Source organism: Amycolatopsis sp. NPDC034160 (assembly GCF_055575355.1).
Genome location: NZ_JBVISU010000033.1, coordinates 42354 through 66776 on the forward strand (window position 1 = coordinate 42354; position 24423 = coordinate 66776).

Here is a 24423-nt window from a genome sequence, read left to right on the forward strand (position 1 = left end):
TACGTGAAGGCCCCCTTCACTGCGCTAGACGCAGTGAAGGGGGCCTTCACGTACTTACAGCCGGCCTCAGGCCGCCGGGGTGAACAGCAGCGCCGTGTTGTGGCCGCCGAAGCCGAACGAGTTGCTGATCGCCGCGCCCAGCTCGACCTTGCGGGCCTCACCGGAGACGACGTCGAGCTGCACCTTCGGGTCCAGGTCTTCGAGGTTCAGCGTCGCCGGGATCAGGCCGTGGTAGATCGCCAGGATGGTGGCGATGCCCTCGACCGCCCCCGCCCCGCCGACCAGGTGGCCGAGCGCGCCCTTGGGCGCGGTCACCACGGTGTGGTCGCCGATGGCGTTGCGGATCGCCGCGGCCTCGCCGACGTCGCCGACGACCGTGGAGGTCGCGTGCGCGTTGACGTGGCCGACGTCGCCCGGGGAGACCCCGGCCATCGTCATCGCCTGCCGCATGGCGGCGATCTGGCCGACGCCCTCCGGGTGGTTGCCCGTGATGTGGTAGGCGTCCGAGGTGATCCCGTAGCCGCTCAGCTGCGCGTAGATCCGCGCGTTACGGGCCTTGGCCCGGTCCGCCCGCTCCAGGATCACGACACCGGAACCCTCGCCGAGGACGAAACCGTCACGGTTCACGTCGAACGGCCGGGACGCCTTCGCGGGATCGTCGTTGCGGGTCGACACCGTCCGTGCCTGCGCGAAACCGGCGAGGGTGATCGGGTGGATGCACGATTCGGCTCCACCGGCGACCACGACGTCGGCGCGGCCCGAGCGGATCATCTCGTAGCCGGCGGCGATGCCTTCCGCGCCTGAGGCACAGGCCGACGCGGGCGAGTGCACACCGGCGCGGGCCTTCAGGTCGATCCCGACGTGTGCGGCGGGACCGTTCGGCATCAGCATGGGCACGGTCAGCGGGGAAACCTTGCGGAGTCCCTGCTTGTGCAGAAGGTCGTTCTGGGAGATCAGGGTGACCGGACCGCCGACACCGGTGCCGATGGTCACCCCCAGGCGCTCGGGGACCACGTCCTGATGCTCATCGGTCGGCTGCGTGAACCCCGCGTCCGCCCAAGCCTGACGTGCGGCGATGAGGGCCACCTGCTCGCAGCGGTCCAGACGGCGAGCCTGGACCCGGGGCAGGACTTCGGACGGGTCCACGGCGAGCATGGCGCCGATCTTCACCGGCAGGTCGAGTTCGTCGACCCAGTCGGCTTTGATGCGGCGGATCCCGCTCGCCCCGGCGAGCAGACCGTCCCACGTGGACGCGACGTCTCCGCCGAGCGGCGTGGTGGCGCCCATCCCGGTGATCACGACGTCGATGTTGCTCATTGGTGTCTCCCCAAGGTCGGCGCCAATCAAGAACTCGGAATTACTTGGAGTTGGCCGACACGTAGTTCACCGCGTCGCCAACGGTCTTCAGGTTCGCCAGCTCGTCGTCCGGGATCTTGACGCCGAACTTGTCCTCGGCCTGGACAGCGATCTCCACCATGGACAGCGAGTCGATGTCGAGGTCGTCCACGAAGGACTTCTCGGCGGTCACGTCGTCCTGCGCCACACCGGCGACCTCTTCGACGATCTCGGCGAGGCCGGCGAGGATCTCTGCGTTGTCTGCCACTGGTTGTTCCCTTCTCGGTGATGCTTTCGGCTGCCCCGCGGACACGGCGTCCGCAGGGGAAGTATTCATCACGGGCAGATGAAGGCCTGGCCCGCGTAGGAGAGTCCGGCCCCGAAGCCGACGGCGAGTACGACGTCGCCGGACTTCACGGTGCCCGCCTTGCGCATGTGGTCCAGCGCGAGGGGGATGGACGCGGACGAGGTGTTGCCCGAGTACTTGATGTCGTCGGCCACGATCATGTCCTCGCGGCCGCCCTTGGCGCGCAACTTCTTGGCGATGGCTTCGACGATGCGCAGGTTGGCCTGGTGCGGGATCAGCACGTCCACATCGGACGGTTCGAGCCCGGCCAGCTCCAGTGCCCGCAGCGCGATCGGCGCGATCTGGGTGGTCGCCCACCGGAAGACGGACTGGCCCTCCTGGTAGATCCACTTGTCGTCGCGCATGTAGATGAGGTCGACGTGCTCGCCGGCGCTGCCCCAGGCGACCGGGCCGATCTGCGGGGTGTCGGCCGCGCCGACCACCGCGGCACCGGCGCCGTCGGCGAAGATGATCGCGTTCGCGCGGTCGACCGGGTCGACGTGGTCGGTGAGCTTCTCGGCGCCGATGACGAGCGCCTTCTTCGCGCTGCCCGCCCTGATCAGATCCGAGGCGACGCCGATGCCGTAGCAGAATCCGGCGCAGGCGGCGTTGAGGTCGAACGCGGCCGGATGCGTGATCCCGATCCGGTCGGCCACCTGGGCGGCGGCGTTCGGAATCTGGGTGGGCATCGTGCAGTTGGGCAGGATTACCGTGTCCACTTCGGACGGATCCACGCCGGCGTCGGCCAGCGCGGCCGTGCCCGCCTTGACCGCCATGTCGACCAGCGACTCGTCCTTTTCGGCGAACCGGCGCTCGACGATGCCGACGCGGTCGCGGATCCACTGGTCGTTGGTGTCCATGATCTTCGAGAGATCGTCGTTGGTCACGATCTTCTCGGGTTGGAAGCTCCCGACCCCGAGGATGCGGGTCCCGGCGGCGCCCGGCGCCTGCCGCAAGGTGGATCGGTCGGTCACGAAGCGTCCTCCTGACCCTGAAGCTTCGCCAGCTCGGCGGGCGTCTTCAGTGCGATGGTGGTGGTCACGGTTCCCTTGAGCTGTCGCTTGACCAGTCCCGTCAGCGTCCCCGCCGGCGGAAGTTCGAGCGTCGAAGTGACACCCAAGGAAACCAGCCCGTCCATGGTGAGGTCCCAGCGCACCGGGCTGGTGACCTGCTTGACCAGCCGGTCGAGGTATTCGGCCCCGCTCGCGACGACCTGGCCGTCGGCGTTCGACAGCAGCGGACGCGTGGGGTCCGCCGGAGTGATCTTCGCAGCGTGGTCGGCCAGCGCCGCACGCGCGGGTGCCATGTACGACGTGTGGAACGCGCCCGCGACCTTGAGCGCGCGGACCTTCGTGCCTTCGAGCGGCTCGGCCACGATCTTCTCGATCGCGTCGGCGGAGCCGGAGGCGACGATCTGCCCGGCACCGTTGCGGTTCGCCGCGGCGAGACCGTGACCTTCGAGCCAGGCGACGACCTGCTCCGGGTCGCCGAGCATGACCGCGGCCATGCTCGTGGGCTCCAGCGCGCACGCCTTCGCCATCTCCGCACCGCGGACGGCGGCCAGCGCGACCGCGTCCTCGGGGCTCAGCACCCCGGCGATGGCGGCGGCGGCCAGCTCACCGACGGAGTGACCGGCGACCGGCGCGTCCGCGGCGACCGGGGCCTCGCGCTGCAGGTGCTCGAACGCCAGCAGGGACAGCGCCACGATCAGCGGCTGCGTGATCGCGGTGTCCTGGATCTCTTCGGCGTCCGCTTCGGTGCCGAGGTGGACGAGATCGAGACCGGCGCGCTCGGACCAGGCTTCGACGCGCGCGCGGGCACCGTCGAGCTCGAGCCAAGGGGAGAGCATGCCTGGGGCTTGGGAACCCTGACCGGGGGCGAGGACTGCTGCTGTCACCTCTCAAGAGAACACTCTCGGCCACCATGGTCGTGATGCCGACGTTCACCAAGTCCGGCCGACGTAATTGTAGGAACCCTCCAAAAGGGTCTTCCTGATCTCCGCTCTTAACCCAAAAGCCTTGTCGGGTTCAATCAGCTTTCGCTATGAAGTCTGTCACTGGATTGCTCATGCCGCCGTCGCGAACGGGTCGCCGGGCCGTGACTTTTCGGAACCGGCTGGAGCGGGTGCCGGGGCGGCCCGCCGCCCCGTTCGCGAGCCCTGCGGGCAAAACGCGGCACTCCAAGGGATCAAAAGACCTTGGTCGCCTCAGCCTTGGTCGCCTCAGTCTGGGGCGCCTTGGCTTGGATCGCCTTGGCGTGGGTCGCGTGGGTCGTGAGTGGTATTGACGGTTCTAACCCTCATCGCCACTCACGACCGCCGCGGCCCGGTTTACCAGAGACCGCGGGAGCGGGCCAGGCGTCCGACGGTCAGGGCCACCTTCAGCACCCAGGCGTCGCGTGATTCGGCGGCGTGGCGGCCGGTGAGTTCGGCCGCCTTGCGCAGCCGGTACCGAACGGTGTTCGGATGCACGAACAACGTCCGCGCGCAGGTTTCCAGCACGCCGCCGCTGTCGAGGTAGGTCTCCACGGTCCGCAGCAGTGCCGGGCCAGCCTCCTCCAATGGCCGGGCGATCTGCTCGACGAGCAGGCGTTCCGCCTCGGGATCGCCGGACAACGCGCGTTCCGGCAGCAGGTCGATCGATCTCGCCGGCCGCGGCGCACCGGGCCAGCCGACGACGGCGCGCAGGCCGGAGAGCGCTTCGGTGGCGCTGTGGTGCGCCTCGGCGAGGGTGGGCACCGTCGGACCGGCGACGACCGGGCCTTCTGCGAACGCGACGGACAGCTTGGTGAGGATTTCGCGGTCCTTGACGCTGCCGTCGGTGGGTCCGGCGACGACCACGACTAGCCGGGACCCCTGCACCGAAAGGAGGACGGGACGGCCGACCCTGGCGGCGCGGCTGCGGACCTCGAACACGACGGCGGGCGGGTCGTCCGAGGTCGGCGTGCCGACCAGTGCGGTGGCGGGCGCGGCCGGATCCCAGCCGAGCGCGGCGGCACGGGAGAGCACCGCCTCCTCGGCGTCACCGCGGACGATGCCGTCGACGACCAGCGCCTCCAGCCGCGCGTCCCAGGCGCCGCGCGCCTCGGCGGCGGCCGCGTAGGAGTTTGCGGCGGCGAACGCGATCTCCCTGCCGTAACGCAGAATCCCCTCGATCAGCGCGGCGCGCTCCGCTTCGCTCGCGGCGAATTCCGGCAGCTGCTCCTCGAACACCTCGATCGCGAGCCGCACCATGCCGACCGCCTGCCGCAGGCTCACCCAGCGGGACAGCTCGGCGGGCGCTTCGCGGAAGGCCTCGGTCGTGAGGGAGAGGGCCTCCTTCGAGTCGCGGAGCCAGTCGACGAATCCGGCGGCACCCGCTTGAGTGATCAGCAGGACGCTCGCGCGCTGGTCGGCGGGGAGGCGGGCGAACCAGCTCAGCCGCTCCTCCATCACCGCCACGCTCGCGCTCGCGAGCCGGCCGGAGGCGTGATCGAGCCGCCGGAGGGTCTTGGCGGACAGCCCGTGGTGCTTGGGCACACGCCGTCCGGAAGTCGCATCAGCCATGATCAGCCGATCCTAGTCCGACCCGTCCCGATGGCCGTCGTCCTGCGGCCTTTCCGCCTGCTTGTCCGAAGTGGACGGTCGCGGTGAACGAATTGTGAAAGGTGTTCGCCTAAAACTCGAGGCCGCCCGGCGCTAGCGTTTTTCGCTGCGCCGGACGGCCTCGTCTCCCCGGTCCCCACCGGTAGAACAAGTATGCGACTTGTGGATCTTTTCCCGCTAGTTCACTCACTCGATCGTGGGGTGCCGAGGTGCCGGTGAGGTATCTGTGATCAACGATCCCTCGCAAGCCGCGCCAGGTGCGGCGCGGATCGCAGAGGAGGGAGTTCACCGTGGGCGAGCAGCTGAAAGACGGTCTGGGGCAAGCATGGAACCTTGTCGCCACACCTCGCGGCCCAAACTGATCATCCTGCTCATCGGCTGGTTGATCGCGAAGGCCGTGTCAAAGGCATGGGGACTGGTTCTGCCGAAGATCGGGTTCGGCAAGCTCATCGAGAAGACCGGACTCGCCGGAACGCTGAAACAAGCGAATGTCGACACCGGTGGGATCCTCGTCAAACTCGTTTACTACTTCATTCTCCTGATCGCCTTGCAACTCGCGTTCGGCGTATTCGGTGAGAGCAATCCGGTCAGCGCGCTGCTCGACGACATCATCGCGTTCCTGCCGCGGATCCTGGTGGCACTGCTTCTGGTGATCGTCGCGGCCGCCGTCGCGAAGGTCGTCCGCGATCTGGTGACCGGCGCGCTGTCGGCCCGCCCGGCCGGACGGCTGCTCGCCACCATCGGCGGCGGCTTGATCAAGCCACCGCAGGAGCGCTGGCAGGGCTGGCTGGCCAACCTGCAGGGCCAATTGGACTCCGCCCCTCAAGGACAGGCCTCCGGCAAGCGAGAGGTCCGTTCGGAGCCGCCGACTTCGCCCGCGGGGATCGGTCGCGTAGATTCCTGAGCATCCCGCGGGCCCGGTGATCGAGGAAGGCACCGGGCCCGTGTGGAGCTGAAGGGGCTCATGACCGCTCAACGCGCGGTGAGGGGCCCCTTCGTCGTCTGGACGGCAGGCTCACTACGCCACTTCAGCGGCTCTCCAGCCGGTTCCCTGTTCCGCACCTCACACTCCCTAGGGAATGGCGGTGCGGCGGAGCATGTTGGAGCGGTAGACGGAGAGGGGCGCGGACGTGGACTTCCTGCTGCACAACGGTGTCACGGTACTCGGACAGTGGATTTCCTTCGCCGAGCTGGCGGGACAGATCTTCGCGCTGGCCGTGGTCTTCCTGGCACAACGCCGCACGCTGTGGACCTGGCCGGTCCAGGTCGGCGCCACGGTGCTGCTGTTCTCGGTCTACCTCTCGGCGCATCTCGGCGGGCTCGCCACCAGGCAGGTCGCGATCCTCGCCATCTCGATCTACGGCTGGTGGGCCTGGTCTCGCCGCAGCGATCCGATCTACGGCGTCGTCGTCCGCAAGGGCCGCCTCTCCGAGCGGCTGGTGATGCTCGGCGCGTTCGTGCTCGGCACCACCGCGATGGCGCTGGTCCTCGACGCGCTGGACGCCTCGTGGGCGCCATGGCCGGACGCCGCGATCTTCGTCGGCACGCTGGTCGCCTTCGCCGCGCAGGGCGCGGGTCTCGTCGAGTTCTGGCTGGTGTGGCTGGTCGTCGACGCGATCGGCGTGCCGCTGCAGCTCTCCTCGGGCCTGTACTTCTCGGCGGCGGTCTACATCGTGTTCGCCGGGCTGGTCGTCCACGGTTGGTGGAGCTGGAACCGCACGGCGAAGCAGGTCCGCACCGCGCCCGCCGGGGTCACTTCGGCCTCCGCCTGACCCGCGTGGGGGTCAGCGCATGGTGGCGTGCGAGGGCTTGAGGTCGGCGAGGGTACGGACGCCCAGCAGCTGCATGGTCCGGACGATCTCGGCGCGCAGGATGTCCACGCACCGCTGAACGCCGCGTTCACCGCCGGCCATCAGGCCGTACAGGAACGCGCGCCCGATGAGCACCGCGTCGGCGCCGCGCGCGATCGCGGCCACGATGTCGCCGCCGGAGAGGATGCCGGTGTCGACCCACACCTCGGCGGTGCCCTGGATCTCGTCCAGTACCGCCGGGAGCAGCTCGATCGGGGTCGGCGCGCGGTCGAGCTGACGTCCGCCGTGATTGGACAGCAGGACCGCGTCGGCGCCGTGCTTGACCACGTCGCGCGCGTCGTCGACGTTCTGGATGCCCTTGACCACGAGTTTGCCCGGCCAGGTCTGGCGGACCCAGTCGAGGTCGTCGAAGTTCAGGGTGGGGTCGAACAGCTTGTTGAGCAGCTCGGCGACCGTGCCGTCGAAGTTGCTCAACGACGCGAAGGTCAGCGGCTCGGTGGTCAGCAGGTTGAACCACCACGCTGGATGCATCGCGCCGTCGGCGAACGTCTTGAGGGTGAGCGCGGGCGGGATGGTCAGCCCGTTGCGCACGTCGCGCAGCCGCGCACCCGCGACCGGGGTGTCCACCGTCAGCATGAGCGTGTCGAACCCGGCCGCCCAGGCGCGATTCATCAGATCTTCGCCCGCCTTGTGGTCGCGCCAGACGTAGAGCTGGAACCACTTGCGGGCCTCGGGCGCGGCCGCCGCGAGATCTTCGATGGACGTCGTCGCCATGGTCGACAACCCCATCGGGATGTCGTTGCGCTGCGCCACGCGGGCCACCGCGGACTCGCCCTCATGATTCATCATCCGCGTGAACCCGGTCGGCGCGAACGCGAACGGCAGCGCCGAACGCTTGCCGAGAATCTCCCTGCTCGTGTCCACATCGGACACGCCGCGCAGGACGTTCGGGTGGAATTCCACACTGCGGAAGGCCTGCCGGGCGCGGCGGAGGCTGTCTTCCAGCTCCGCGGCGCCGTCGGTGTAGTCGAACGCCGCCCTGGGGGTCCGCTTGCGGGCGATCATCCGCAGGTCGGCGATGGTGTGTGCGCTCGCCAGCCGCCGCTCCGTCGGGTTGAGCACGATCGGCTTCGGCCGCAGGATCTGCTTCAGCTCACTCGGCTTCGGCAGTCGACGTTTCGTCACACTCGCTCACCTTCTCCACACACCCCAGAAACATCCGATGTCTAACCCTAGCTCGTCCGGTCCCGAACGCAATGAACGGGACTTTTCATTGCAAAATCTGCAATGAAAAGTCCCGTTCATCTCACGGCTAGGCGCTGCCGGAATCCGACAACTGCGGACCCGCGGCGGCGACGTCGTCGAGGCGGTACTTCCGCGCCGCCTCCGCCACCTTCGCCTGGTCGAACTCGCCGCGCTTGGCGAGCGCGCTCAGCGTGCCGACCACGATCGACTGCGCGTCGACCAGGAACTTCCGCCGGGCGGCCGGCCGGGTGTCGGAGAACCCGAACCCGTCGGTGCCCAGTGTCAGCATGTCGGTCGGCACCCACGGGCGGATCAGATCCGGTACCGCGCGCATCCAGTCCGACACGGCGACGACGGGCCCGTTCACGCCGGACAGCTTCTGCGTGACATACGGCACACGCGGGGAGTCGCCGGGGTGGAGCAGGTTGTCGTGGTCGATCTCGACGGCCTCACGCCGCAGCTCGGTCCACGACGTGGCCGACCACACGGCCGCGCGGACGCCCCACTCCTCGGCCAGCATCCGCTGGGCGCGGAGCGCGTCTGGCATGGTGACGCCGGACACCAGGATCTGCGCCTCCGGACCGTCGCCGGACGGGGCGTCGGCGTAGCGGTACAGGCCCTTGAGCAGGCCGTCGACGTCGAGGTTCTCCGGCTCGGCGGGCTGCTGGTACGGCTCGTTGTAGATCGTCATGTAGTAAAAGACGTTCTCGCCGTTGCCGTCCGGCCCGGTCTCGCCGTACATCCGGCGGAGACCGTCGCGCACGATGTGAGCGATCTCGAACGACCACGCCGCGTCGTAGGCCACGACGGCCGGGTTGGTCGCCGCCAGCAGCAGCGAGTGGCCGTCGGCGTGCTGCAGGCCCTCACCGGTCAGCGTGGTGCGGCCGGCGGTGGCGCCGAGCACGAACCCGCGGGCCATCTGGTCCGCCGCCGCGTAGAGGCCGTCACCGGTCCGCTGGAACCCGAACATCGAGTAGAAGATGTAGATCGGGATCATCGGCTCGCCGTGCGTGGCGTACGAGGTGCCGACGGCGGTGAATGACGCGGTCGAACCCGCCTCGTTGATGCCCTCGTGCAGGATGACGCCCTTTTCGGACTCCTTGTAGGCCAGCATCAGGCTCGCGTCGACCGACGTGTACGTCTGGCCGTGCGGGTTGTAGATCTTGGCCGTCGGGAACATCGAGTCGAGGCCGAAGGTGCGCGCCTCGTCCGGGATGATCGGGACGATCCGCTTGCCGATCTCGGAGTCCTTCGCCAGCTCACGGACGAGCCGGACGAACGCCATCGTGGTGGCGACCTCCTGCTTGCCCGAGCCCTTGCGGATGCCTTCGTAGACCTTGTCGCCCGGCAGCACGAGCGCCTTCGAGGCCTTCGGACGGCGCTCCGGCAGGAATCCGCCGAGCGCCTTGCGGCGGCCGATCATGTACTCGATCTCCGCCGAGTCCTTGCCGGGGTGGTAGTACGGCGGCAGCTTCGGGTCGCGCTCGAGTTCCTCGTCGCTGATCGGGATGCGCTGGGCGTCCCGGAACAGCTTGAGGTCGTCGAGGGTGAGCTTCTTCATCTGGTGCGTGGCGTTGCGGCCCTCGAAGGACGGGCCGAGGCCGTAGCCCTTGATGGTGTGGGCCAGGATCACCGTCGGCTGGCCGTGGTGCTCCAGCGCCGACTTGTAGGCCGCGTAGACCTTGCGGTAGTCGTGCCCGCCGCGCTTGAGGTTCCAGACGTCGGCGTCGGAGAGGTCCTTGACCAGCTCCTTCGTCCGCGGGTCGCGGCCGAAGAAGTGCTCGCGGACGAAGGCGCCGTCGTTGGCCTTGTAGGTCTGGAAGTCGCCGTCCGGCGTGGTGTTCATCAGGTTGACCAGCGCGCCGTCGCGGTCGGCGTGCAGCAGCGAGTCCCACTCGCGGCCCCAGATGACCTTGATGACGTTCCAGCCGGCGCCGCGGAAGTACGACTCCAGCTCCTGGATGATCTTGCCGTTGCCGCGCACCGGACCGTCGAGCCGCTGCAGGTTGCAGTTGATCACGAAGGTCAGGTTGTCGAGGCCCTCGCCGGCGGCCACGTGGATGAGGCCGCGCGATTCTGGCTCGTCCATCTCGCCGTCGCCGAGGAACGCCCAGACGTGCTGATCGCTGGTGTCCTTGATGCCGCGATCGCGCAGGTAGCGGTTGAACCGTGCCTGGTAGATCGCGTTCATCGGGCCGAGCCCCATGGACACTGTGGGGTTTTCCCAGAACTCGGGCATCAGCCGCGGGTGCGGGTACGACGGCAGGCCGCCGCCCTCACCGGCGTGCGAGTACTCCTGACGGAACCCGTCCAGCTGGTTTTCGGTCAGCCTGCCCTCGAGGAACGCGCGGGCGTAGATGCCGGGGGAGGCGTGCCCCTGGATGAAGATCTGGTCGCCGCCGCCGGAGTGGTCCTTGCCACGGAAGAAGTGGTTGAAGCCGACTTCGTACAGCGCCGCGGACGAGCCGTAGGTCGAGATGTGCCCGCCGACGCCCACGCCGGGACGCTGCGCGCGGTGGACCATGATCGCGGCGTTCCACCGGATGTAGGCGCGGTAGCGGCGCTCGATCTCCTCGTCACCGGGGAACCAGGGTTCGTTCTCGGTGGGGATGGTGTTGACGTAGTCGGTCGACGTCAGCGCCGGAACGCCGACGTGGCGTTCCCTGGCCCGCTCGAGGATGCGCAGCATGAGGTACCTGGCGCGCTGCTGACCACCCCTGGCCAGCGCCTCGTCGAAGGAGTCCAGCCATTCGGCAGTCTCCTCCGGGTCGATGTCGGGCAGGTGCGCCGCCAATCCGTCACGGATGACGCGGACGCGTGCCGGGGTCTCCTTGCCGGAGGCGCCGTCGTTCTGCGGGGCCAAGGGGTCTCCTTGCGAAAGGTGGTAGCTGGTTGTGCTCGTACGCGGGCGTGTTCGCCTTCCATCGTCGTACTCGGATTCCGTTCACGGCACCGCTACTGATCGGTAACGTTGGCGGACCCGATTGCGACACGCCTCGCGCGCGCCTGTATTCGCGCGCGCGTTTTCTCCCCCACCCTAAAGCAGGGCTCTCCGGGGTGCCCAAGTGCGCCTGAATTGGCCTCGCGCGAGTAGGCCGAATGTCCGTACGCTGCGACACGAGTTGTTCAAGATCCGGTGTGGACGGTTGCGCGCAGCGCCTTACCAGTGTTCGCTAACGGGCATCGTGTACCCGAGTGTGGTGCCCGCCCGGTCGATCCGGCCGAGGCGACGCCACGCTCCGTCGTAGTTGGAGGAGTGACAGCAGTGGTCGCCGCGGGAGACGCTGATCAGAACAGCGTCGCCGAAAGGCTTGGGATCAAGCCGGACATGGTGGTCCAGGAGATCGGCTGGGACGAGGACGTCGATGACGATCTTCGTGCGGCGATCGAGGAGCAGATCGGCGGCGACATCCTCGACGAGGACGCCGACGAGGTCATCGACGTGGTGCTGCTGTGGTGGCGCGAAGACGACGGTGATCTCGGAGACACGCTGATCGAGGTCCGGACCCCCTTGAACGAGAACGGCGTGATCTGGGTGCTGACCCCCAAGACGGGACAGCCTGGACATGTCGAGCCGAGCGAGATCGCCGAAGCGGTGCCGCAGGTCGGACTGGCGCAGACGGCCAACATCAGCGCCGGCCCGAAGTGGGCGGGTACCCGGCTGGTGTCGCCGAAGTCGTCCAAGACCAAGCGGTGACCTCGAAGGCCGTGCGATCGACACGATAGGGTTGTCGACGCAGGCCCCTGTTCGCTCTTGAGAGGAAACCGCCGGTATGGCCGTCGAGGTCGGATCGCAAGCCCCGGACTTCACGCTCAACGACTACAACAAGCAGGCCGTGACGTTGTCGTCCTTCCAGGGCGAGAAGCCGGTCTTGCTCGTGTTCTACCCGTTCGCGTTCAGCGGTATCTGCACCGGCGAGCTGTGCCAGCTCCGCGACGAGTTCGCGGACTACGACGGTCAGGGCGTCCAGGTGATCGGTGTGTCCGTGGACACGCCGTTCTCGCTCAAGGCGTGGGCCGAGCAGGAGGGCTACCAGTTCCCCCTGCTTTCGGACTTCTGGCCGCACGGCGAGGTCGCGAAGGCCTACGGCGTCTTCAACGAGGCGGCGGGCCTGGCCACCCGTGGCACCTTCCTGATCGACAAGAACGGCGTCGTGCGGTTCGCCGAGGTCAACCAGCCCGGCGAGGCGCGCGACCAGCAGGCGTGGAAGAAGGCCGTGGCCTCCCTGGCCTGAGTCTTCACCGGTGGCACCCTCGCGGTGCCACCTCCCGGGCGCATAGCTCAGCGGGAGAGCACTCGGTTTACACCCGAGCGGTCGTAGGTTCGATCCCTACTGCGCCCACCAGGCGAAAAGGGGCCCCGAAAATCACTGGGCCCCGTTGGCATCATGAGTTGACATCAGCTCCCGGTCGCGCGCCGGTCCATGCGCTTCGCCATCTCCTGCTTGGCCGAGTCCAAGACGTGCCCGTGGATGTTCGCGGTAGTCGATATCGACACGTGCTCGAGCTGCTCCCTCACCTCCCGGATCGGGGCTCCGTTCATCAAGAGCGACGTCGCGACGCTGTGACGCAGGTCATGTACCCGCTTCCCTTCGATCTCCGCGTTCTTCGAAAATGCGGTCGCGCATCGTGGTGACATTCCTTGGCCCGGCTACTCACCCGGAACTTGTGACGAAGATCAGGTCATCCGGCTGGCCCTCTGCCAGGTTCCGCGGTCATCCTCGGGCACGAGGTTTCCAGGGTGAGCAGCGGCGCGGCCACCGGCCGGGTCGTGGTCAGGACGTAGTACATCCGGAAGGTGGCGGGGGTCCGGCTGCGGCGGGGACTGAGCGAGGAGCGCGTCGCGCAGCTGCGGGACGGCTGCCGTGAGAGCGAACCGGCGCCAGTGCATCGCCCGGGTGAAGCAGGACGCGCAGTTCTTGAGCGGGCCGCCTATGCACTCCGACAGAGCGGGACGCTTGAGCCGTCGGGCACCAAACGGCCAGGCCATGGTTCTCTGCCGGGTCGAGAACTCTTGTGTGCGGCAGCCGGAGACCATCTGGAGCGCTGCCCGGCGCGCTCTCCAGGCTGGAGGCCGCCATAGGCTGCAAGCCGACGACCGTGACGTGCCCAGTTGCCGAGGATCAGGTCGGATTCCAGCCAGCCTTGTTTACCGGCACCCTTCTAAGGTTTCGGTATGGCACAAGCGAACCGCGATATCGTCCAAGATGCGTGGCAGGCTTTCTCCAAGCGCGACGCCGACCAGATATCGGCTTTCTTTACCGACGATGCCGAGTGGCTGGGCCCCGAGGGCAACGCCACCGTTGTCGCGCTGGGAATTTCCAGCCATATGATCGGCAGGAAGGCGATCGTTCAGTTCATCACCGAAGACTTCTCCCGGCTTTTCGCGCGGGACGTCAGCTTCACGTTTCATGGCTTCTACGCGGCGAGCGAGCGTGTGATCGTGGAGACAACAATGAGCGCGACCCTGGCGAACGGGAACGCTTACGTCAACGACTACTGCTTCGTCTTCGAATTGCGGGGTGGACTGATTCACCAGGTCCGCGAGTACATGGACACCGCACGCGGACACCGCATGGTGTTCGACGAGAGGTCCTAGACCTGCATCATGTCCGAACGCGCCGACTGTCCATGATCGACATCCACCGACAACTGCCGATTGGGTGGAGACACATCGAGTCGGCGGAGGTGCGCAGGTACCAGAACTCGCGGAGTCCGAGCAGCTTGAACCCAAACCCAGGCGGCAGGGCCACTTCGGCGTCGTGCAGTGCCTGCAGGATCTTTCCGGCCTCAGTGGTGCCCCGCCGCCGACGCCGACCAGGGGTTCGGTGGTCGGGTCGATTCCCGCGAGTTCCCAGTACAGCTCTTTGCAGTACAGGTAGTCCTCGGGGTGCTGGCCCGGGGCCACGGGAATGACCCACAGATCTGGGGCCAGCTGGCGCAGATGCGCGACGTTGAGCAGCGACAGTCGTTGATGGGTCCCCGAGTCCTCCGCCCACGGCGCGATTGCCTTCGGCAGTGTCTTGTAGACCCGGAGCCGGGTGTCCGAAACGAACAGCTCCACTCCTGCCCGAGCCAGCCAGCCCGGCGCGGCCCATCTCTAACGGGTGGCGGTCACTACCGTCCCTCGCGATGGTGTCGCGCGACCTGGTCAGCGTGCTGAAAAACCGCTATCCGGAGGAACCCGAAATGGTCAGCTACGTCGAACAGCTCGGGGAAATTCAGCGGCCCGCATAGGAGAGTGACATGACTGACCTGTCTAAGCTGGCACCATTCGGCGCACGTTTATCGAGTCGGTCGCTGAAGAACGTTGATATTTCAGGTGTTCGCCTGGAATGGGACCAGCCGAAGGGATCCGCCTTTAGCTGAGCAGCTGCCTTCGGCTGCGGCGATGCCAGTGCCAAAAGTGCCGCGCAAGGGCGGCGGCGAGCAAGAGCGTGACCGCACCAAGGACGGCAGCTGGCGCGAAAAGCGCAGCGACGCCGGTAAGAAGCGCAAGTAGCTGTTGGTCGTCCCGATGGTGTGATTTGCCATCGGGACGACGCATCTGTAGCGCTCCGCGTTACGGCCGCATCGGAGTGGTGCGTAGGGGGCCGGGACGTGACGCCGGGAGTGACAGATCTTTCTCCGAACTGCCGTGAACGACTGTGGTCGAAGAGAGCTGTCTCAGGCTGATCCTGGGTGGCTGACACCAGGTCGCGGCAAGGAAGCACCTAATTCACACCCGAGTGGTCGTAAGTTCGATTCCTGCTGCGCCCACCGAAAACCCGGCGACAGCCCGCATCCTGCGGATAGCGTCGGCCGCATGCACGACACCCTGACGTGGCGGCCACTCGGCCCCGAGGACGCCAAGGCGTCGGCGGACCTCCTCAACGCCATCGAGACCGTGGACCGGATCGGCGAGAACTACACCGAGGAGGACACCCTCCAGGAGTTGGTCGACCCGTACGCGGACTTGGAGCGCGGGAGCCTCGCCGCCTTCGACCGCGATGTGATGGTCGGCTTCATGAAGATCCGCTTCAAGCCGTCCGCGGAAGAGGTCCATCGGGTCTTCCTGGACGGCGGGGTGCGTCCCGCCTATCGCCGCCGGGGGATCGGCGCCGCGCTCGTGGAAGCGGGGGTCAAGGCGGCGAAGGTGCTGCACGCCCTCCATCACCCGGCCTCGAAGCTCGCGGTCGACATCCACCGGCCCGAGCACATCGCCGGTCTGGCCGAACTCGCCCGATCCCAGGGCTTCGTGCCCGCTCGCTACTTCCAGCGCATGGAGCAGCCGCTCAGCGGCGCTCTCGGTGCTCCGGCGATCCCCGACGGGCTGCGGTTCGAGCCGTGGTCGGCGCGGAACGACGAGGATTTCCGGATGGTCCGGAACGAGGCGTACCGGGACTACTGGGGCGCGGTGCCGATGCCTGTCGAACTTTGGCGGAACAAGATCACCAACCAGACCTTCCAGCCCGAACTCAGCTTTTTGCTTCGGGAGGTGGCGACCGGTGCTCCGGTAGGCATGTTGGTGACCATGTACTGGGAAGCCGACACGGAGGCCACGGGGGTCCGAGACGCGCACTTCATGGCCATCGGAACGCTTCGCGAGTACCGGAAGCGGGGTGTGGCCAGTGCGTTGATGGGACACGCGCTGCGGGTCGCCGCCGGACAGGGTTTCGACCGCGCCAGTTTGACCGTGGACTCGGCGGACGCGTCCGGGGCTTTCGGGGTGTTCGAGAAGGCCGGCTTTGTGCCGACGATGCGGTACGTGCGGTGGGCGCTCGAAGTCTGATGCGTTCGCAGACACGTGAAGGCCCCCTTCATTGCGCTGTCGCAACGAAGGGGGCCTTCACGCACCCCCAACCCCTGTGGAACGCCTTCGGTTTCGGCGGTCTGGTCTGCCCCCTCGGCAGGCCAGACCGCCGGTGCGCCGCGCCGCGGGTGGCGAACTTTCGGCTGCACAAGAAAAGAGACGGTCGGGACTGCCCAGATACATCAAGATCGGCGGCCATTGGAGTGATCCAGACCACGAGGGGCGATCACACAAGGTGACTAGGCGCGGGTGAGCCGGTTCGCCAGGGTCGACATCGTGTAAGTCCCGATGCCCATGACGACTTCGAGGGCGTTCCGCTCGGTGTATCCGTGCCCGAGGAAGGCCTTCAGTGTCTCGTCGTCCACGCCGCCGGCGGTTGCGAGCACCGCCAGCGTGAACTGCCGGATGGCTTCCAGTCGCTCGTCGGGCAGCGGTTCCTCCGCGCGGAGTGCCGCGATGACGGCTTCGTCCGCGTCGAACTTCTTCAGCTTGGCGGTGTGCATCTCGACGCAGATGTGGCAGTCGTTGCGGGTCGCCACGGTCATCACCACCGTCTCCCGCGCGACCGGATCGAGTGTCGTGCGCTCGAAACTGGCGCTGAGCTTGAGGAATCCGTCGAGCAGTTCCGGGGACGTCGCCAGCCGGGCGACGGCGCCGGGGAGGTGGCCGAAATGCCGGATGGTCGCCTCCATTGAGCGACGCGAGGCCTCGGGAGCGGTTTCGAGGGTGTGTTCGGTAAACAAGGCGGCCCCTTTAAGATGGTCAACGTGGTTGACGAAAAGGTAAGCCAAGTTGTCGATCGAAGCAAGCGAATTTCCGATCCGCCCGGTTTCGAGCTGCCAGTCCTGCTGTTCGCGGGCTTCCGCTCGATCGTCGACCGATTGCACGCCGAACTGGCCGAGCAGGGGCATCCCGATGTCCGTCCGGCGTACGGGTTCGCGATGCAGGCGATCGGCGTCGGCGGGGCGACGGCGAGTGAGATCGGGCGGCGGCTCGGGGTCTCCAAGCAGGCGGCTGGCAAGACCGTCGACAAGCTGGAGCAGCTCGGTTACGCCGAGCGCGCCGATGATCCGGCCGACGCGCGACGCAAGATCGTGCGGCTCACCGCGCGCGGGTTCGACTCACTCGGCCGGTCCGCGGCGATCTTCGAGAAACTGCGCAAGGAGTGGGTCGCCACGCTCGGCGCTGACAGGGTCCGAGCGCTCGAAGGCGACCTCCGCGCCATGGCGCCGTTGGACGGATTCCGTCTCGACGTCGCCAGCTGGTTCGGAGCCTAGAAAGCACATTCCGGGGTTCGGCGCGTCCAGTGAGAGTGTGCTGACACGTGAAGCACCTCCAGCGCGATGGGCCGTCACTGATCCGGGCGTCGCAAGGTTTCCAGATGGCGTCCGAGGACCGTGCGCATCAGCTCCGGCGACGTCCGCCCGCTCGCCATGGCGAGGCCATCCAGCAGTGCCGCCAGCCGTTCGGTTTCGACGTCCAGGTCGAGGTCGTCGAGTAGCCCGCCCGCGCCACGCGCGCCTTCGAGCACCCTGCGAACGAGCGCGCGGACGCCCGCGTGCGCGCGCGCGACTTCCTCGGCCAGATCCGGGCGGTTTTTCGCGGCGGCGGAGAAGGCCAGCCAGACGTCGGTTTCGGCCCGGCTCTGCTCGGTGAGCGGAAGCAGTTCGCTGAGCAGCGCTTCGGTGAGTTCCTGACGGCGTGAGCGCGGGGTTTCCGGATCGAGCAGTTCGGGGAGGTGGCGCAGCAGCCGGGCTTCCACCCGGTCCCCGAGCGCGCGCATGGCGAACACGATCAGCTCGTCGTGGCCGCGGAAGTAGTGCCGCACCGAACCGATCGCGAGACCGGCCTCATCGGCCACGCTTCTGAGTGACGCCTGCGCGAGACCGTCCCGTTGGATGACCCGGAAGACGGCTTCGGCGATTTCCAGCCGCCGGGCCGTGGGGTCGACGATCTTCGGCATGTTGCCTTTATAGCACGACCTTGCTATTTTATTTAGCACATATGTGCCACAAAGGGGGAGTTCATGCGGACCTGGGTGTTGAGCGCGCTGGTGGTCGTCGCGGTGATCGTGATCGTCGTACGCAGGCTGCGCGGAGAGCCGCTGGTCGCCCGTGAGGTCTACGGAGCGCCGTTGGTCCTGCTCGCGATCGGGCTCTACGGCCTGGTCAAGCTTGAAAGCTTCACCTTCACGGACGGTGCCTGGCTGGTGCTGGGGTCCGTGATCGGTGGTGGCCTCGGCGCGGTGCGCGCGGCCACCACGAAGCTGTTCGAGCGCGACGGCGTGCTGTGGCTGCGCTACACCGGCTGGACGTTCGGAGTCTGGGTGCTCTCGCTGCTGGTGAACTTCGGGATCGGCTTCCTGGCCACGACGGCAGGGGCGCATCCCGACGCACGGCCGGTGACGCTGTCGATCGGCGTGAGCCTCCTGGGGGAGGCGTTGGTGATCGGCCGTCGCGCGAAGACGACGGGGCTGCCGTACGCCCCGCCGTCCGAGTCCGTGCTTTCCCGCCGCTAAGCCAGTTTCTCGACTTCGCCGACGAGGAGCGCGATCTCGTCTTCGGTGTTGAAGTAGTGCACCGAGGACCGGACCATCGACGGAAGCCCACGCGCGGCGAAATCGAATTGCGCGGACGTCGCCTCCACGACACTGACGTTGATCTTCTTCGTCGCCAGGTGCTGCTTCACTTCTTGCGACGGCGTTTTCGCGACGCTGAACGTGACGATCCCGCATTTCCGCTCACCCTGGTCATGGACCTGGACGCCGGGGATCCCACCCAGCGCGTCGCGGAGTTTCGCCGCGAGCGCCGCGACGCGCGCTTCGATGGCGGGCATGCCCCAATCGAGGGCGTAGTCGATCGCCGCGCCGAGGCCGTGCACCGCCGCGTGATCGCGTTCCCAGACCTCGAACATCTTCGCGGTCGAGTCGACCTCGTAGGTCTCGGGCGCGGTCCACGCCGCCGAGTGGAGATCGAGCATCGCGGGCTCGATACGCTCGCGCAGCCGCGGGTGCGCGTAGAGGAACCCGGTGCCGCGCGGCCCGCGCAGGTACTTGCGGCCGGTCACGCTGAGCGCGTCGCAGTTCAAGCGCGTGACGTCGAGGTCGATCTGGCCGGCGCTCTGGCACGCGTCCAGCAGGAACGGGATCCCCGCCTCGCGCGCGACCGCGCCGATCTCTTCGGCCGGGTTCACCAGCCCGCCCTGGGTGGGCACGTGAGAGACGGCGATCAGTTTGACGTCGGCGTCGATCCGGCGCTTCAGGTCTTCGACATCCAGCTGTCCGGACTCGTCGTCGTTCACCACCTCGACGACGGCACCGGTGCGCTTCGCGATCTGCAGAAAGGAGATGACGTTGCTCGCGTACTCGGACTTCGCCGTCAAGATCCGGTCTCCCGCCGTGAACGGCAGCGCGTAGAAGACCGCTTGCCACGACCGCGTCGCGTTGTCGGTCAGCGCGATGTCGTCGGGCTGGGCGCCGACGAGCCGCGCGGCCGAGGCGTAGACGCCCTGGAGCCGGTCCACGGTGGCCGCGGCCTGCTCGTAGCCCCCGATCAGGGCTTCCTCGCGCAGGTACTCGACGACGGTGTCGGTCACCAGCGCGGGTGGCAGCGAGGATCCGGCGTTGTTGAGGTGGACCACTTCGGCGCAGCCCGGAGTCTCGGCACGGGCGCGTTCGACGTCCAGATCCTGAATACGCGTCATGCCTAACTGAATACAGTACGGCCGAAGTGCATGCAATACTGCCCGCATGACGAGGAACCTGCTCCGGCGTGACCTCGCGGAGGAGATCACCGCCCGCGTGCTCGACGGCCGGATCGCCGCGGACAGCCGGATCAACGAGGTGCACCTGGCCCGCGAGCTGGGCGTCAGCCGGACACCGTTGCGCGAGGCGCTGATCGGGCTGGCCGATCGCGGTCTGCTCGTTTCGGCGCCCGGTCGTGGTTTCCTCGTGCCGCCGTTCGACCCCGAAGAGGCCCGTCGGCTGTACCCGCTCGTCGCGGAACTGGAATCGCTCGCGCTGCGCTGGAGTTCACCGCAGGACCTCGCCGGGCTCACCGGCGGGCTGGACCGCATCGCCGCCGAGATGACCGAGGAACTCGGGCGACGGGGCGATCTGTCCGCTTTGGACGATCGTTGGCACGCGCTGCTGGTCTCGCGCTGCACGAATCCGCATCTGCTGCGCCTGATCGAGCAGACCAAGCCCCTCCTGAAGCGCTATGACACCTGTTATTTCGGTGGTACCGAGCGCTCTCTGGAGAGTATCGATGAACACCGGCGGATCGCCGACGCGATCCGCGCCTCCGACCTCGCGAAGGCAGCGGAGCTGCTCGTGCGGAACTGGGTGAAAACGTTGGCATATCTGGAGAACCTGGGGTGACGAAGTGTTCGTGACGGCACATCTGAGCGACAACCATCTCGACGGCGGGGATCGGGCGGACGAACGCACCGCGCGCGTCATGCGGTACCTGGAAAACCTGGCGACGCCGGTCGACGCGATCCTGGTGACCGGCGACGTCGCCGACCACGGCACGCTCGAGGAGTACCGGCGCGCGGCCGAACTGTTCAAGACCGACGTCCCGCTGTTCACCTGCCCGGGAAACCACGACAAGCGTGGCCCGTTCCGTGAAGGGCTGCTCGGCCAAGCGCCGGACGACGCCCCGGTCAACCAGGTGCACACCGTTGGCGACGTCACGTTCGTGATGGCCGATTCGAGTATCCCCGGCAAGCCCGACGGGAAGTTCGACGACGAGACGATGGCCTGGCTGGACGGCGTTCTCGACGAAGGCGACGGTCCCGCCTTCGTCGCCTTCCACCATCCGCCGGTCGAACTCGGCCTGCCGTTGGTGGACGCGATGCGCCAGTACGGCGAGGACAAGCTGGCCGACGTGCTCGCGCGCCATCCGCGGGTGGTGGCCCTGCTCTGTGGGCACGTCCACGCCGCGGCGTCGACCACGTTCGCCGGAGTGCCGCTGCGGTCGGCGCCCTCGGTCGGGTCGAGCATCCTGTTCCCGTGGGAGGAGAACGGTCTCCGGCCATGGGGAGAAGGCGGGCCGATCGACTACGACCTGCCGCCGTCGCTGGCCTTCCACGTGCTGCACGGCGACGGCAGGCTGACCACGCACCTGCGGGTGGTCGCCGGTTAACCGCCGAATACCGGCAGCGTGATCCGAGAGGGCCGCGCGGGATCGTGGAAGATCTCGAACCGGGCGGGTTTCCCGTCCACCGCGCGGAAGACCGGCTCGTCGGTCCCGTGGTTGCGGGCGAAACGAGGGAACGCTCCGCCCGCGACCTGCAGCCGCAGCCGGTGCCCGCGCCGGAACCGGTAGGCCGTCGGATCGAGGTGGACCTCGGCCGCGACCACACCGTCCACGTCGGACTCGGCGGAATCGGGACGCAGGCGGAGGATGCCGTCGGTGACGTTGCGGGAGACCCCACGACCGTCCACATCGCACAGTCGGACGAAGACGTCGCCGTGGCCGATGTCGGTCCGGACGTACACCAGCGCGGAGATCTCGCCGATGACGTCGAGATCCCGCTTCAGCCTGCCGCCGGTGAAGAGCAGCACGTCCTGGCGTTGCTCGACGATCTTGTTGTCACGCTGTTTCTGCACGCCCGTCAGCAGGGGACCGCCGACGGTCGGTGTCGGATCGGCGGGGTCGAAGGTGAAGGTGCCGGGTTTCGACTCGACCGGCTCGGCGGGGGAAAGCCCGCCGGGGCGCAGGAAGTACGGGGTGGCGTCGGCTTTCGGCGGCCAGCTGTCGAAGTCCAGCCATCGTCCGGCGCCCTGCAGGTACAGGCGCACCGGGGCTTGCCTCAGCTGGGCCTTGTCGCCGAGCAGATGGGCGGAGAGGAAGCCGATCTGGTCGGTCAGCAGGGTTTTCAGGCTGGCGGGCTCGCCGTGCGCCCATGGGCCGATGGTGATCCGCGGTGCGCGTCCGGCCGCGGCGAGTTCCTTGAAGTCGCGCAGCTGGGCGGAGATGAACAGGTCGTACCAACCGGTCACCATCGTCACCGGCGTCGTCAGCGAGGCGACCTCGGCGCTGTGGTCGGACGGCGCCCAGAAGTCGTCGCCGGGCTCGGCGTGCTCGGTGACGTCCTGCAGGAACCTCACCTGCTCGCCGATGGCCGCGACGTCCGCGCCGGAGATCGGCAGATGCGCCATGGCCTGCCGGGTCTTCTTCGTCTGCCACGGATTCGGCAGGCCGGCGAACCGGCCCTCCTGGCGGCCGATCAGCGCCGACCAGGAGACCATGTTGTCGACCGCGAGTACCCCGCCGGGATAGAAGGTCGAGACGAACTCAGACGCGGTGACGCCGAGGCACAACGCTTCGAGCGGCTCGTCGAGGTACGGCGCGACAGCCCATTGCGTATGGCCGAGGTAGCTCGCTCCGGCCATCGCGACCCTCCCGTCGCACCACGGCTGCTCGCGCAGCCAGGCGATGGTCGCGAGACCGTCCTCCTTCTCCAGATGGAAGGGCCGGAACTCGCCGCCGGAGCCGAAGGTCCCGCGCGTGCTCTGGAGGACCGTTTGCAGCCCGTGCCGCGCGAGTGTCTCGCCGAAGATCTTGCTGAACAGGCTTTTCCGGCCGTACGGCGTGCGGATCAGCACCACCGGACGGGGTTCGCCGCCCGGGATGGCGTACCGATCGGCGAGCAGCCGGACGCCGTCGGGCATCGGGACGGGGATGTCCTTGGTCGCGGTGGGAGCGGGACCTTCGGCCGGAGGGAGGCCGAGATACCGGTCGAGAAGTCGGTCGAGCACGCGGGGCCCGCCTTTCGTGCGGATGATCACCTTCCGCTTACGACCGTACTCGTGTGGTCCGGCGCCCGCCTGAAATGAAAGCGTCCTTCATTGCGAAATTCGCAATGAAGGACGCTTTCATGGCGCGGGGTGAACCGCCCGGTACCACCCCGCGGGTCTCAAGAGAGGCGCGCGAGCGTCTCCGGCTTCAGCAGTTTCGCCAGTTCCTCCGCGGGAAGAAGGCCCTTCTCGACGACGAGTTCGGCCACCCCGCGTCCGGTTTCCAGCGCTTCCTTGGCGATCTCGGTCGCCGCCGCGTAACCGATGCTCGGGTTCAGCGCGGTCACCAGCCCGATCGAGTTCTCGACGTAACCCCGCATCACGTCGGCGTTCGCGGTGATCCCGGAAACGCACCGCTCCGCCAGCACCAGGCAGGCCGCCCGCAGATGCGTGATGCTCTCCGAAAGCGAGTGCAGGATCAGCGGCTCGAAGGCGTTGAGCTGCAATTGCCCGGCTTCAGCCGCCATCGTGATGGCGACGTCGTTGCCGATGACCTCGAACGCGACCTGGTTGACCACCTCGGGGATCACCGGGTTGATCTTGCCCGGCATGATCGACGAACCCGCCTGCACCGGCGGCAGGTCGATCTCGTTGAACCCGGCCCGCGGACCAGACGAGAGCAGCCGTAGATCGTTGCAGCTCTTCGAAAGTTTCACCGCGATCCGCTTGAGCACCCCGGAAAGGTGCACGAACGCACCACAGTCCTGGGTCGCCTCGACGAGGTCGGCGGCGGTCACGACGGGCAGGCCGGTGATCTCGCGCAGGTGGGCGACGGCGGCTTCGGCGTACCCGGGCGCGGCGTTGAGGCCGGTGCCGATCGCGGTCGCGCCGAGGTTGATCTCGTGCAGCAGCGTCACCGCCTCGGTGAGCCGCAGCCGGTCTTCGCCGAGCATGACCGCGTAGGTGCCGAATTCCTGCCCCAGCGTCATCGGCACCGCGTCCTGCAACTGGGTCCGGCCCATTTTCAGCAGGTCGTGAAACTCGACGGCCTTGGCGGCGAACGCCTTCTCCAGCACCACCATCGCCTCGGCCAGTTCACGCACGGCGATGATCGTCGCGACGTTGACCGCGGTCGGATAGGCGTCGTTGGTCGACTGCCCGAGGTTCACGTGCTCGTTCGGGTGCACGCGGGCGTAGTCGCCCTTCTCGTGCCCGAGCAGTTCGAGCGCGCGGTTCGCGATCACCTCGTTGGCGTTCATGTTCGTCGAGGTGCCCGCGCCGCCCTGGATGACGTCGACGACGAACTCCTCGTGGAGGGCGCCTTCCCTGATCTCCCGGCACGCCCGGCGGATCGCGTCGGCGACGTCCGGGGCCAGCAGCCCGAGATCGGCGTTGGCCTGTGCCGCGGCCTCCTTGACCGCGGCGAGTGCCTCGATCAGATGCGGGTAGGAGGAGATCGCGGTGCCGGTGATGGGGAAGTTCTCCCTCGCCCGCGCGGTGTGCACACCCCAATAGGCGTCGGCCGGGACTTCCTTGTCTCCCAGCAGATCGTGTTCCACACGGTGCATC

22 protein-coding genes, 1 tRNA gene and 2 pseudogenes are annotated in these 24423 nt (G+C 67.7%); 11 read left to right on the forward strand and 14 right to left on the reverse strand.

All coding sequences use genetic code 11. The features are described 5' to 3' along the window. Positions 1-66: 66 nt before the first annotated feature. The 5 genes from ACZ54P_RS38370 to ACZ54P_RS38390 all read right to left on the reverse strand — a co-directional run bounded on the left by ACZ54P_RS38370 (position 67) and on the right by ACZ54P_RS38390 (position 5225). Positions 67-1317, reverse strand: coding sequence for a beta-ketoacyl-[acyl-carrier-protein] synthase family protein (locus ACZ54P_RS38370; protein ID WP_465466529.1), 1251 nt, complete (start codon positions 1315-1317; stop codon positions 67-69). A gap of 40 nt (positions 1318-1357) precedes the next feature. Next, on the reverse strand, positions 1358-1603 hold the full coding sequence (locus ACZ54P_RS38375) for an acyl carrier protein (RefSeq protein ID WP_004559006.1): 246 nt from the start codon (positions 1601-1603) through the stop codon (positions 1358-1360). 68 nt (positions 1604-1671) lie between these two features. Further along, entirely contained in the window at positions 1672-2655 is a 984-nt protein-coding gene (locus ACZ54P_RS38380) for a beta-ketoacyl-ACP synthase III (protein ID WP_465466530.1), read from the reverse strand. Further along, positions 2652-3578: an ACP S-malonyltransferase gene (locus tag ACZ54P_RS38385; protein WP_465466531.1), complete on the reverse strand. Its 927-nt coding sequence runs from the start codon at positions 3576-3578 to the stop codon at positions 2652-2654. Before ACZ54P_RS38385 ends, ACZ54P_RS38380 begins: the two co-directional genes overlap by 4 nt. A gap of 432 nt (positions 3579-4010) precedes the next feature. After that, complete coding sequence (locus ACZ54P_RS38390; RefSeq protein WP_465466532.1) at positions 4011-5225, reverse strand: PucR family transcriptional regulator; 1215 nt, start codon at positions 5223-5225, stop codon at positions 4011-4013. 329 nt (positions 5226-5554) lie between these two features. Here ACZ54P_RS38390 and ACZ54P_RS38395 point away from each other — a divergent pair. Beyond that, positions 5555-6168 (forward strand): annotated as a pseudogene (locus ACZ54P_RS38395) (mechanosensitive ion channel family protein). 226 nt (positions 6169-6394) lie between these two features. After that, complete coding sequence (locus ACZ54P_RS38400) at positions 6395-7036, forward strand: nicotinamide mononucleotide transporter family protein (protein ID WP_465466533.1); 642 nt, start codon at positions 6395-6397, stop codon at positions 7034-7036. 12 nt (positions 7037-7048) lie between these two features. On the opposite strand, the gene ACZ54P_RS38405 is transcribed toward ACZ54P_RS38400, so the two are convergent. Next, a complete protein-coding gene (locus tag ACZ54P_RS38405; RefSeq protein ID WP_465466534.1) occupies positions 7049-8260 on the reverse strand; it encodes an alpha-hydroxy acid oxidase in 1212 nt (403 codons plus the stop codon). Positions 8261-8387: 127 nt separating this feature from the next. Further along, positions 8388-11183 carry a pyruvate dehydrogenase (acetyl-transferring), homodimeric type gene (gene aceE / locus ACZ54P_RS38410; protein WP_465466535.1) on the reverse strand — a complete coding sequence of 932 codons (2796 nt, stop codon included), beginning with the start codon at positions 11181-11183 and terminating at the stop codon, positions 8388-8390. Between the two features lie 402 nt (positions 11184-11585). On the opposite strand from aceE, the gene ACZ54P_RS38415 reads away from it, so the two are divergent. From ACZ54P_RS38415 to ACZ54P_RS38425, 3 genes are all read left to right on the forward strand, one after another. Then, complete coding sequence (locus tag ACZ54P_RS38415; RefSeq protein WP_061984298.1) at positions 11586-12017, forward strand: DUF3052 domain-containing protein; 432 nt, start codon at positions 11586-11588, stop codon at positions 12015-12017. A gap of 76 nt (positions 12018-12093) precedes the next feature. Then, complete coding sequence (locus ACZ54P_RS38420) at positions 12094-12555, forward strand: peroxiredoxin (RefSeq protein ID WP_465466536.1); 462 nt, start codon at positions 12094-12096, stop codon at positions 12553-12555. 36 nt (positions 12556-12591) lie between these two features. Continuing rightward, positions 12592-12666, forward strand: a tRNA-Val gene (locus ACZ54P_RS38425). A gap of 53 nt (positions 12667-12719) precedes the next feature. Here ACZ54P_RS38425 and ACZ54P_RS38430 read toward each other — a convergent pair. Further along, positions 12720-12959, reverse strand: coding sequence for a tyrosine-type recombinase/integrase (locus tag ACZ54P_RS38430; protein WP_465466537.1), 240 nt, complete (start codon positions 12957-12959; stop codon positions 12720-12722). Positions 12960-13496: 537 nt separating this feature from the next. Between ACZ54P_RS38430 and ACZ54P_RS38435 the strand changes: the two genes are divergently transcribed. Then, a complete protein-coding gene (locus ACZ54P_RS38435; protein WP_465466538.1) occupies positions 13497-13919 on the forward strand; it encodes a nuclear transport factor 2 family protein in 423 nt (140 codons plus the stop codon). Positions 13920-14336: 417 nt separating this feature from the next. On the opposite strand, the pseudogene ACZ54P_RS38440 reads toward ACZ54P_RS38435, so the two are convergent. Further along, positions 14337-14384 (reverse strand): annotated as a pseudogene (locus tag ACZ54P_RS38440) (hypothetical protein); the annotation flags it as partial. A gap of 741 nt (positions 14385-15125) precedes the next feature. On the opposite strand from ACZ54P_RS38440, the gene ACZ54P_RS38445 reads away from it, so the two are divergent. Beyond that, entirely contained in the window at positions 15126-16091 is a 966-nt protein-coding gene (locus ACZ54P_RS38445) for a GNAT family N-acetyltransferase (protein WP_465466539.1), read from the forward strand. A 260-nt stretch (positions 16092-16351) separates the two neighbouring features. On the opposite strand, the gene ACZ54P_RS38450 is transcribed toward ACZ54P_RS38445, so the two are convergent. Next, on the reverse strand, positions 16352-16855 hold the full coding sequence (locus ACZ54P_RS38450) for a carboxymuconolactone decarboxylase family protein (RefSeq protein ID WP_465466540.1): 504 nt from the start codon (positions 16853-16855) through the stop codon (positions 16352-16354). A 15-nt stretch (positions 16856-16870) separates the two neighbouring features. On the opposite strand from ACZ54P_RS38450, the gene ACZ54P_RS38455 reads away from it, so the two are divergent. Beyond that, positions 16871-17389 carry a MarR family winged helix-turn-helix transcriptional regulator gene (locus ACZ54P_RS38455; RefSeq protein WP_465466541.1) on the forward strand — a complete coding sequence of 173 codons (519 nt, stop codon included), beginning with the start codon at positions 16871-16873 and terminating at the stop codon, positions 17387-17389. 74 nt (positions 17390-17463) lie between these two features. Here the strand turns inward: ACZ54P_RS38455 and ACZ54P_RS38460 are convergent, their stop codons facing one another. Continuing rightward, the gene (locus tag ACZ54P_RS38460) at positions 17464-18075 is read right to left on the reverse strand and encodes a TetR/AcrR family transcriptional regulator (protein ID WP_465466542.1); all 612 of its coding nucleotides are present in this window, start codon (positions 18073-18075) and stop codon (positions 17464-17466) included. Positions 18076-18138: 63 nt separating this feature from the next. On the opposite strand from ACZ54P_RS38460, the gene ACZ54P_RS38465 reads away from it, so the two are divergent. Then, positions 18139-18630, forward strand: a complete 492-nt coding sequence (locus tag ACZ54P_RS38465; RefSeq protein ID WP_465466543.1) for a DUF1453 domain-containing protein — start codon at positions 18139-18141, stop codon at positions 18628-18630. Here ACZ54P_RS38465 and ACZ54P_RS38470 read toward each other — a convergent pair. After that, a complete protein-coding gene (locus ACZ54P_RS38470) occupies positions 18627-19814 on the reverse strand; it encodes an aminotransferase class V-fold PLP-dependent enzyme (protein ID WP_465466544.1) in 1188 nt (395 codons plus the stop codon). The two genes, ACZ54P_RS38465 and ACZ54P_RS38470, sit on opposite strands and share 4 nt — an antisense overlap. Before the next feature lie 46 nt (positions 19815-19860). On the opposite strand from ACZ54P_RS38470, the gene ACZ54P_RS38475 reads away from it, so the two are divergent. Together ACZ54P_RS38475 and ACZ54P_RS38480 are read left to right on the forward strand one after the other, a co-directional pair. Continuing rightward, entirely contained in the window at positions 19861-20490 is a 630-nt protein-coding gene (locus ACZ54P_RS38475; protein WP_465466545.1) for a GntR family transcriptional regulator, read from the forward strand. A gap of 4 nt (positions 20491-20494) precedes the next feature. Further along, a complete protein-coding gene (locus ACZ54P_RS38480) occupies positions 20495-21256 on the forward strand; it encodes a metallophosphoesterase (RefSeq protein WP_465466546.1) in 762 nt (253 codons plus the stop codon). On the opposite strand, the gene ACZ54P_RS38485 is transcribed toward ACZ54P_RS38480, so the two are convergent. Both ACZ54P_RS38485 and aspA read right to left on the reverse strand, forming a co-directional pair. Beyond that, positions 21253-22875: a CocE/NonD family hydrolase gene (locus tag ACZ54P_RS38485; protein WP_465466547.1), complete on the reverse strand. Its 1623-nt coding sequence runs from the start codon at positions 22873-22875 to the stop codon at positions 21253-21255. The genes ACZ54P_RS38480 and ACZ54P_RS38485 overlap by 4 nt on opposite strands. Before the next feature lie 158 nt (positions 22876-23033). Next, on the reverse strand, positions 23034-24422 hold the full coding sequence (gene aspA, locus ACZ54P_RS38490) for an aspartate ammonia-lyase (protein ID WP_465466548.1): 1389 nt from the start codon (positions 24420-24422) through the stop codon (positions 23034-23036). Position 24423 lies beyond the last annotated feature (1 nt).

What these genes read in the sequence shown, in the direction of transcription:
- ACZ54P_RS38430 (WP_465466537.1), bottom strand. Translation starts at nt 12,959, where the DNA reads ATGTCACCACGATGCGCGACCGCATTTTCGAAGAACGCGGAGATCGAA.
- ACZ54P_RS38445 (WP_465466539.1), top strand. Translation starts at nt 15,126, where the DNA reads ATGCACGACACCCTGACGTGGCGGCCACTCGGCCCCGAGGACGCCAAG.
- ACZ54P_RS38465 (WP_465466543.1), top strand. Translation starts at nt 18,139, where the DNA reads ATGCGGACCTGGGTGTTGAGCGCGCTGGTGGTCGTCGCGGTGATCGTG.
- ACZ54P_RS38460 (WP_465466542.1), bottom strand. Translation starts at nt 18,075, where the DNA reads ATGCCGAAGATCGTCGACCCCACGGCCCGGCGGCTGGAAATCGCCGAA.
- ACZ54P_RS38420 (WP_465466536.1), top strand. Translation starts at nt 12,094, where the DNA reads ATGGCCGTCGAGGTCGGATCGCAAGCCCCGGACTTCACGCTCAACGAC.
- ACZ54P_RS38455 (WP_465466541.1), top strand. Translation starts at nt 16,871, where the DNA reads ATGGTCAACGTGGTTGACGAAAAGGTAAGCCAAGTTGTCGATCGAAGC.
- ACZ54P_RS38370 (WP_465466529.1), bottom strand. Translation starts at nt 1,317, where the DNA reads ATGAGCAACATCGACGTCGTGATCACCGGGATGGGCGCCACCACGCCG.
- ACZ54P_RS38435 (WP_465466538.1), top strand. Translation starts at nt 13,497, where the DNA reads ATGGCACAAGCGAACCGCGATATCGTCCAAGATGCGTGGCAGGCTTTC.
- ACZ54P_RS38390 (WP_465466532.1), bottom strand. Translation starts at nt 5,225, where the DNA reads ATGGCTGATGCGACTTCCGGACGGCGTGTGCCCAAGCACCACGGGCTG.
- ACZ54P_RS38475 (WP_465466545.1), top strand. Translation starts at nt 19,861, where the DNA reads ATGACGAGGAACCTGCTCCGGCGTGACCTCGCGGAGGAGATCACCGCC.
- aspA (WP_465466548.1), bottom strand. Translation starts at nt 24,422, where the DNA reads ATGCACCGTGTGGAACACGATCTGCTGGGAGACAAGGAAGTCCCGGCC.
- ACZ54P_RS38470 (WP_465466544.1), bottom strand. Translation starts at nt 19,814, where the DNA reads ATGACGCGTATTCAGGATCTGGACGTCGAACGCGCCCGTGCCGAGACT.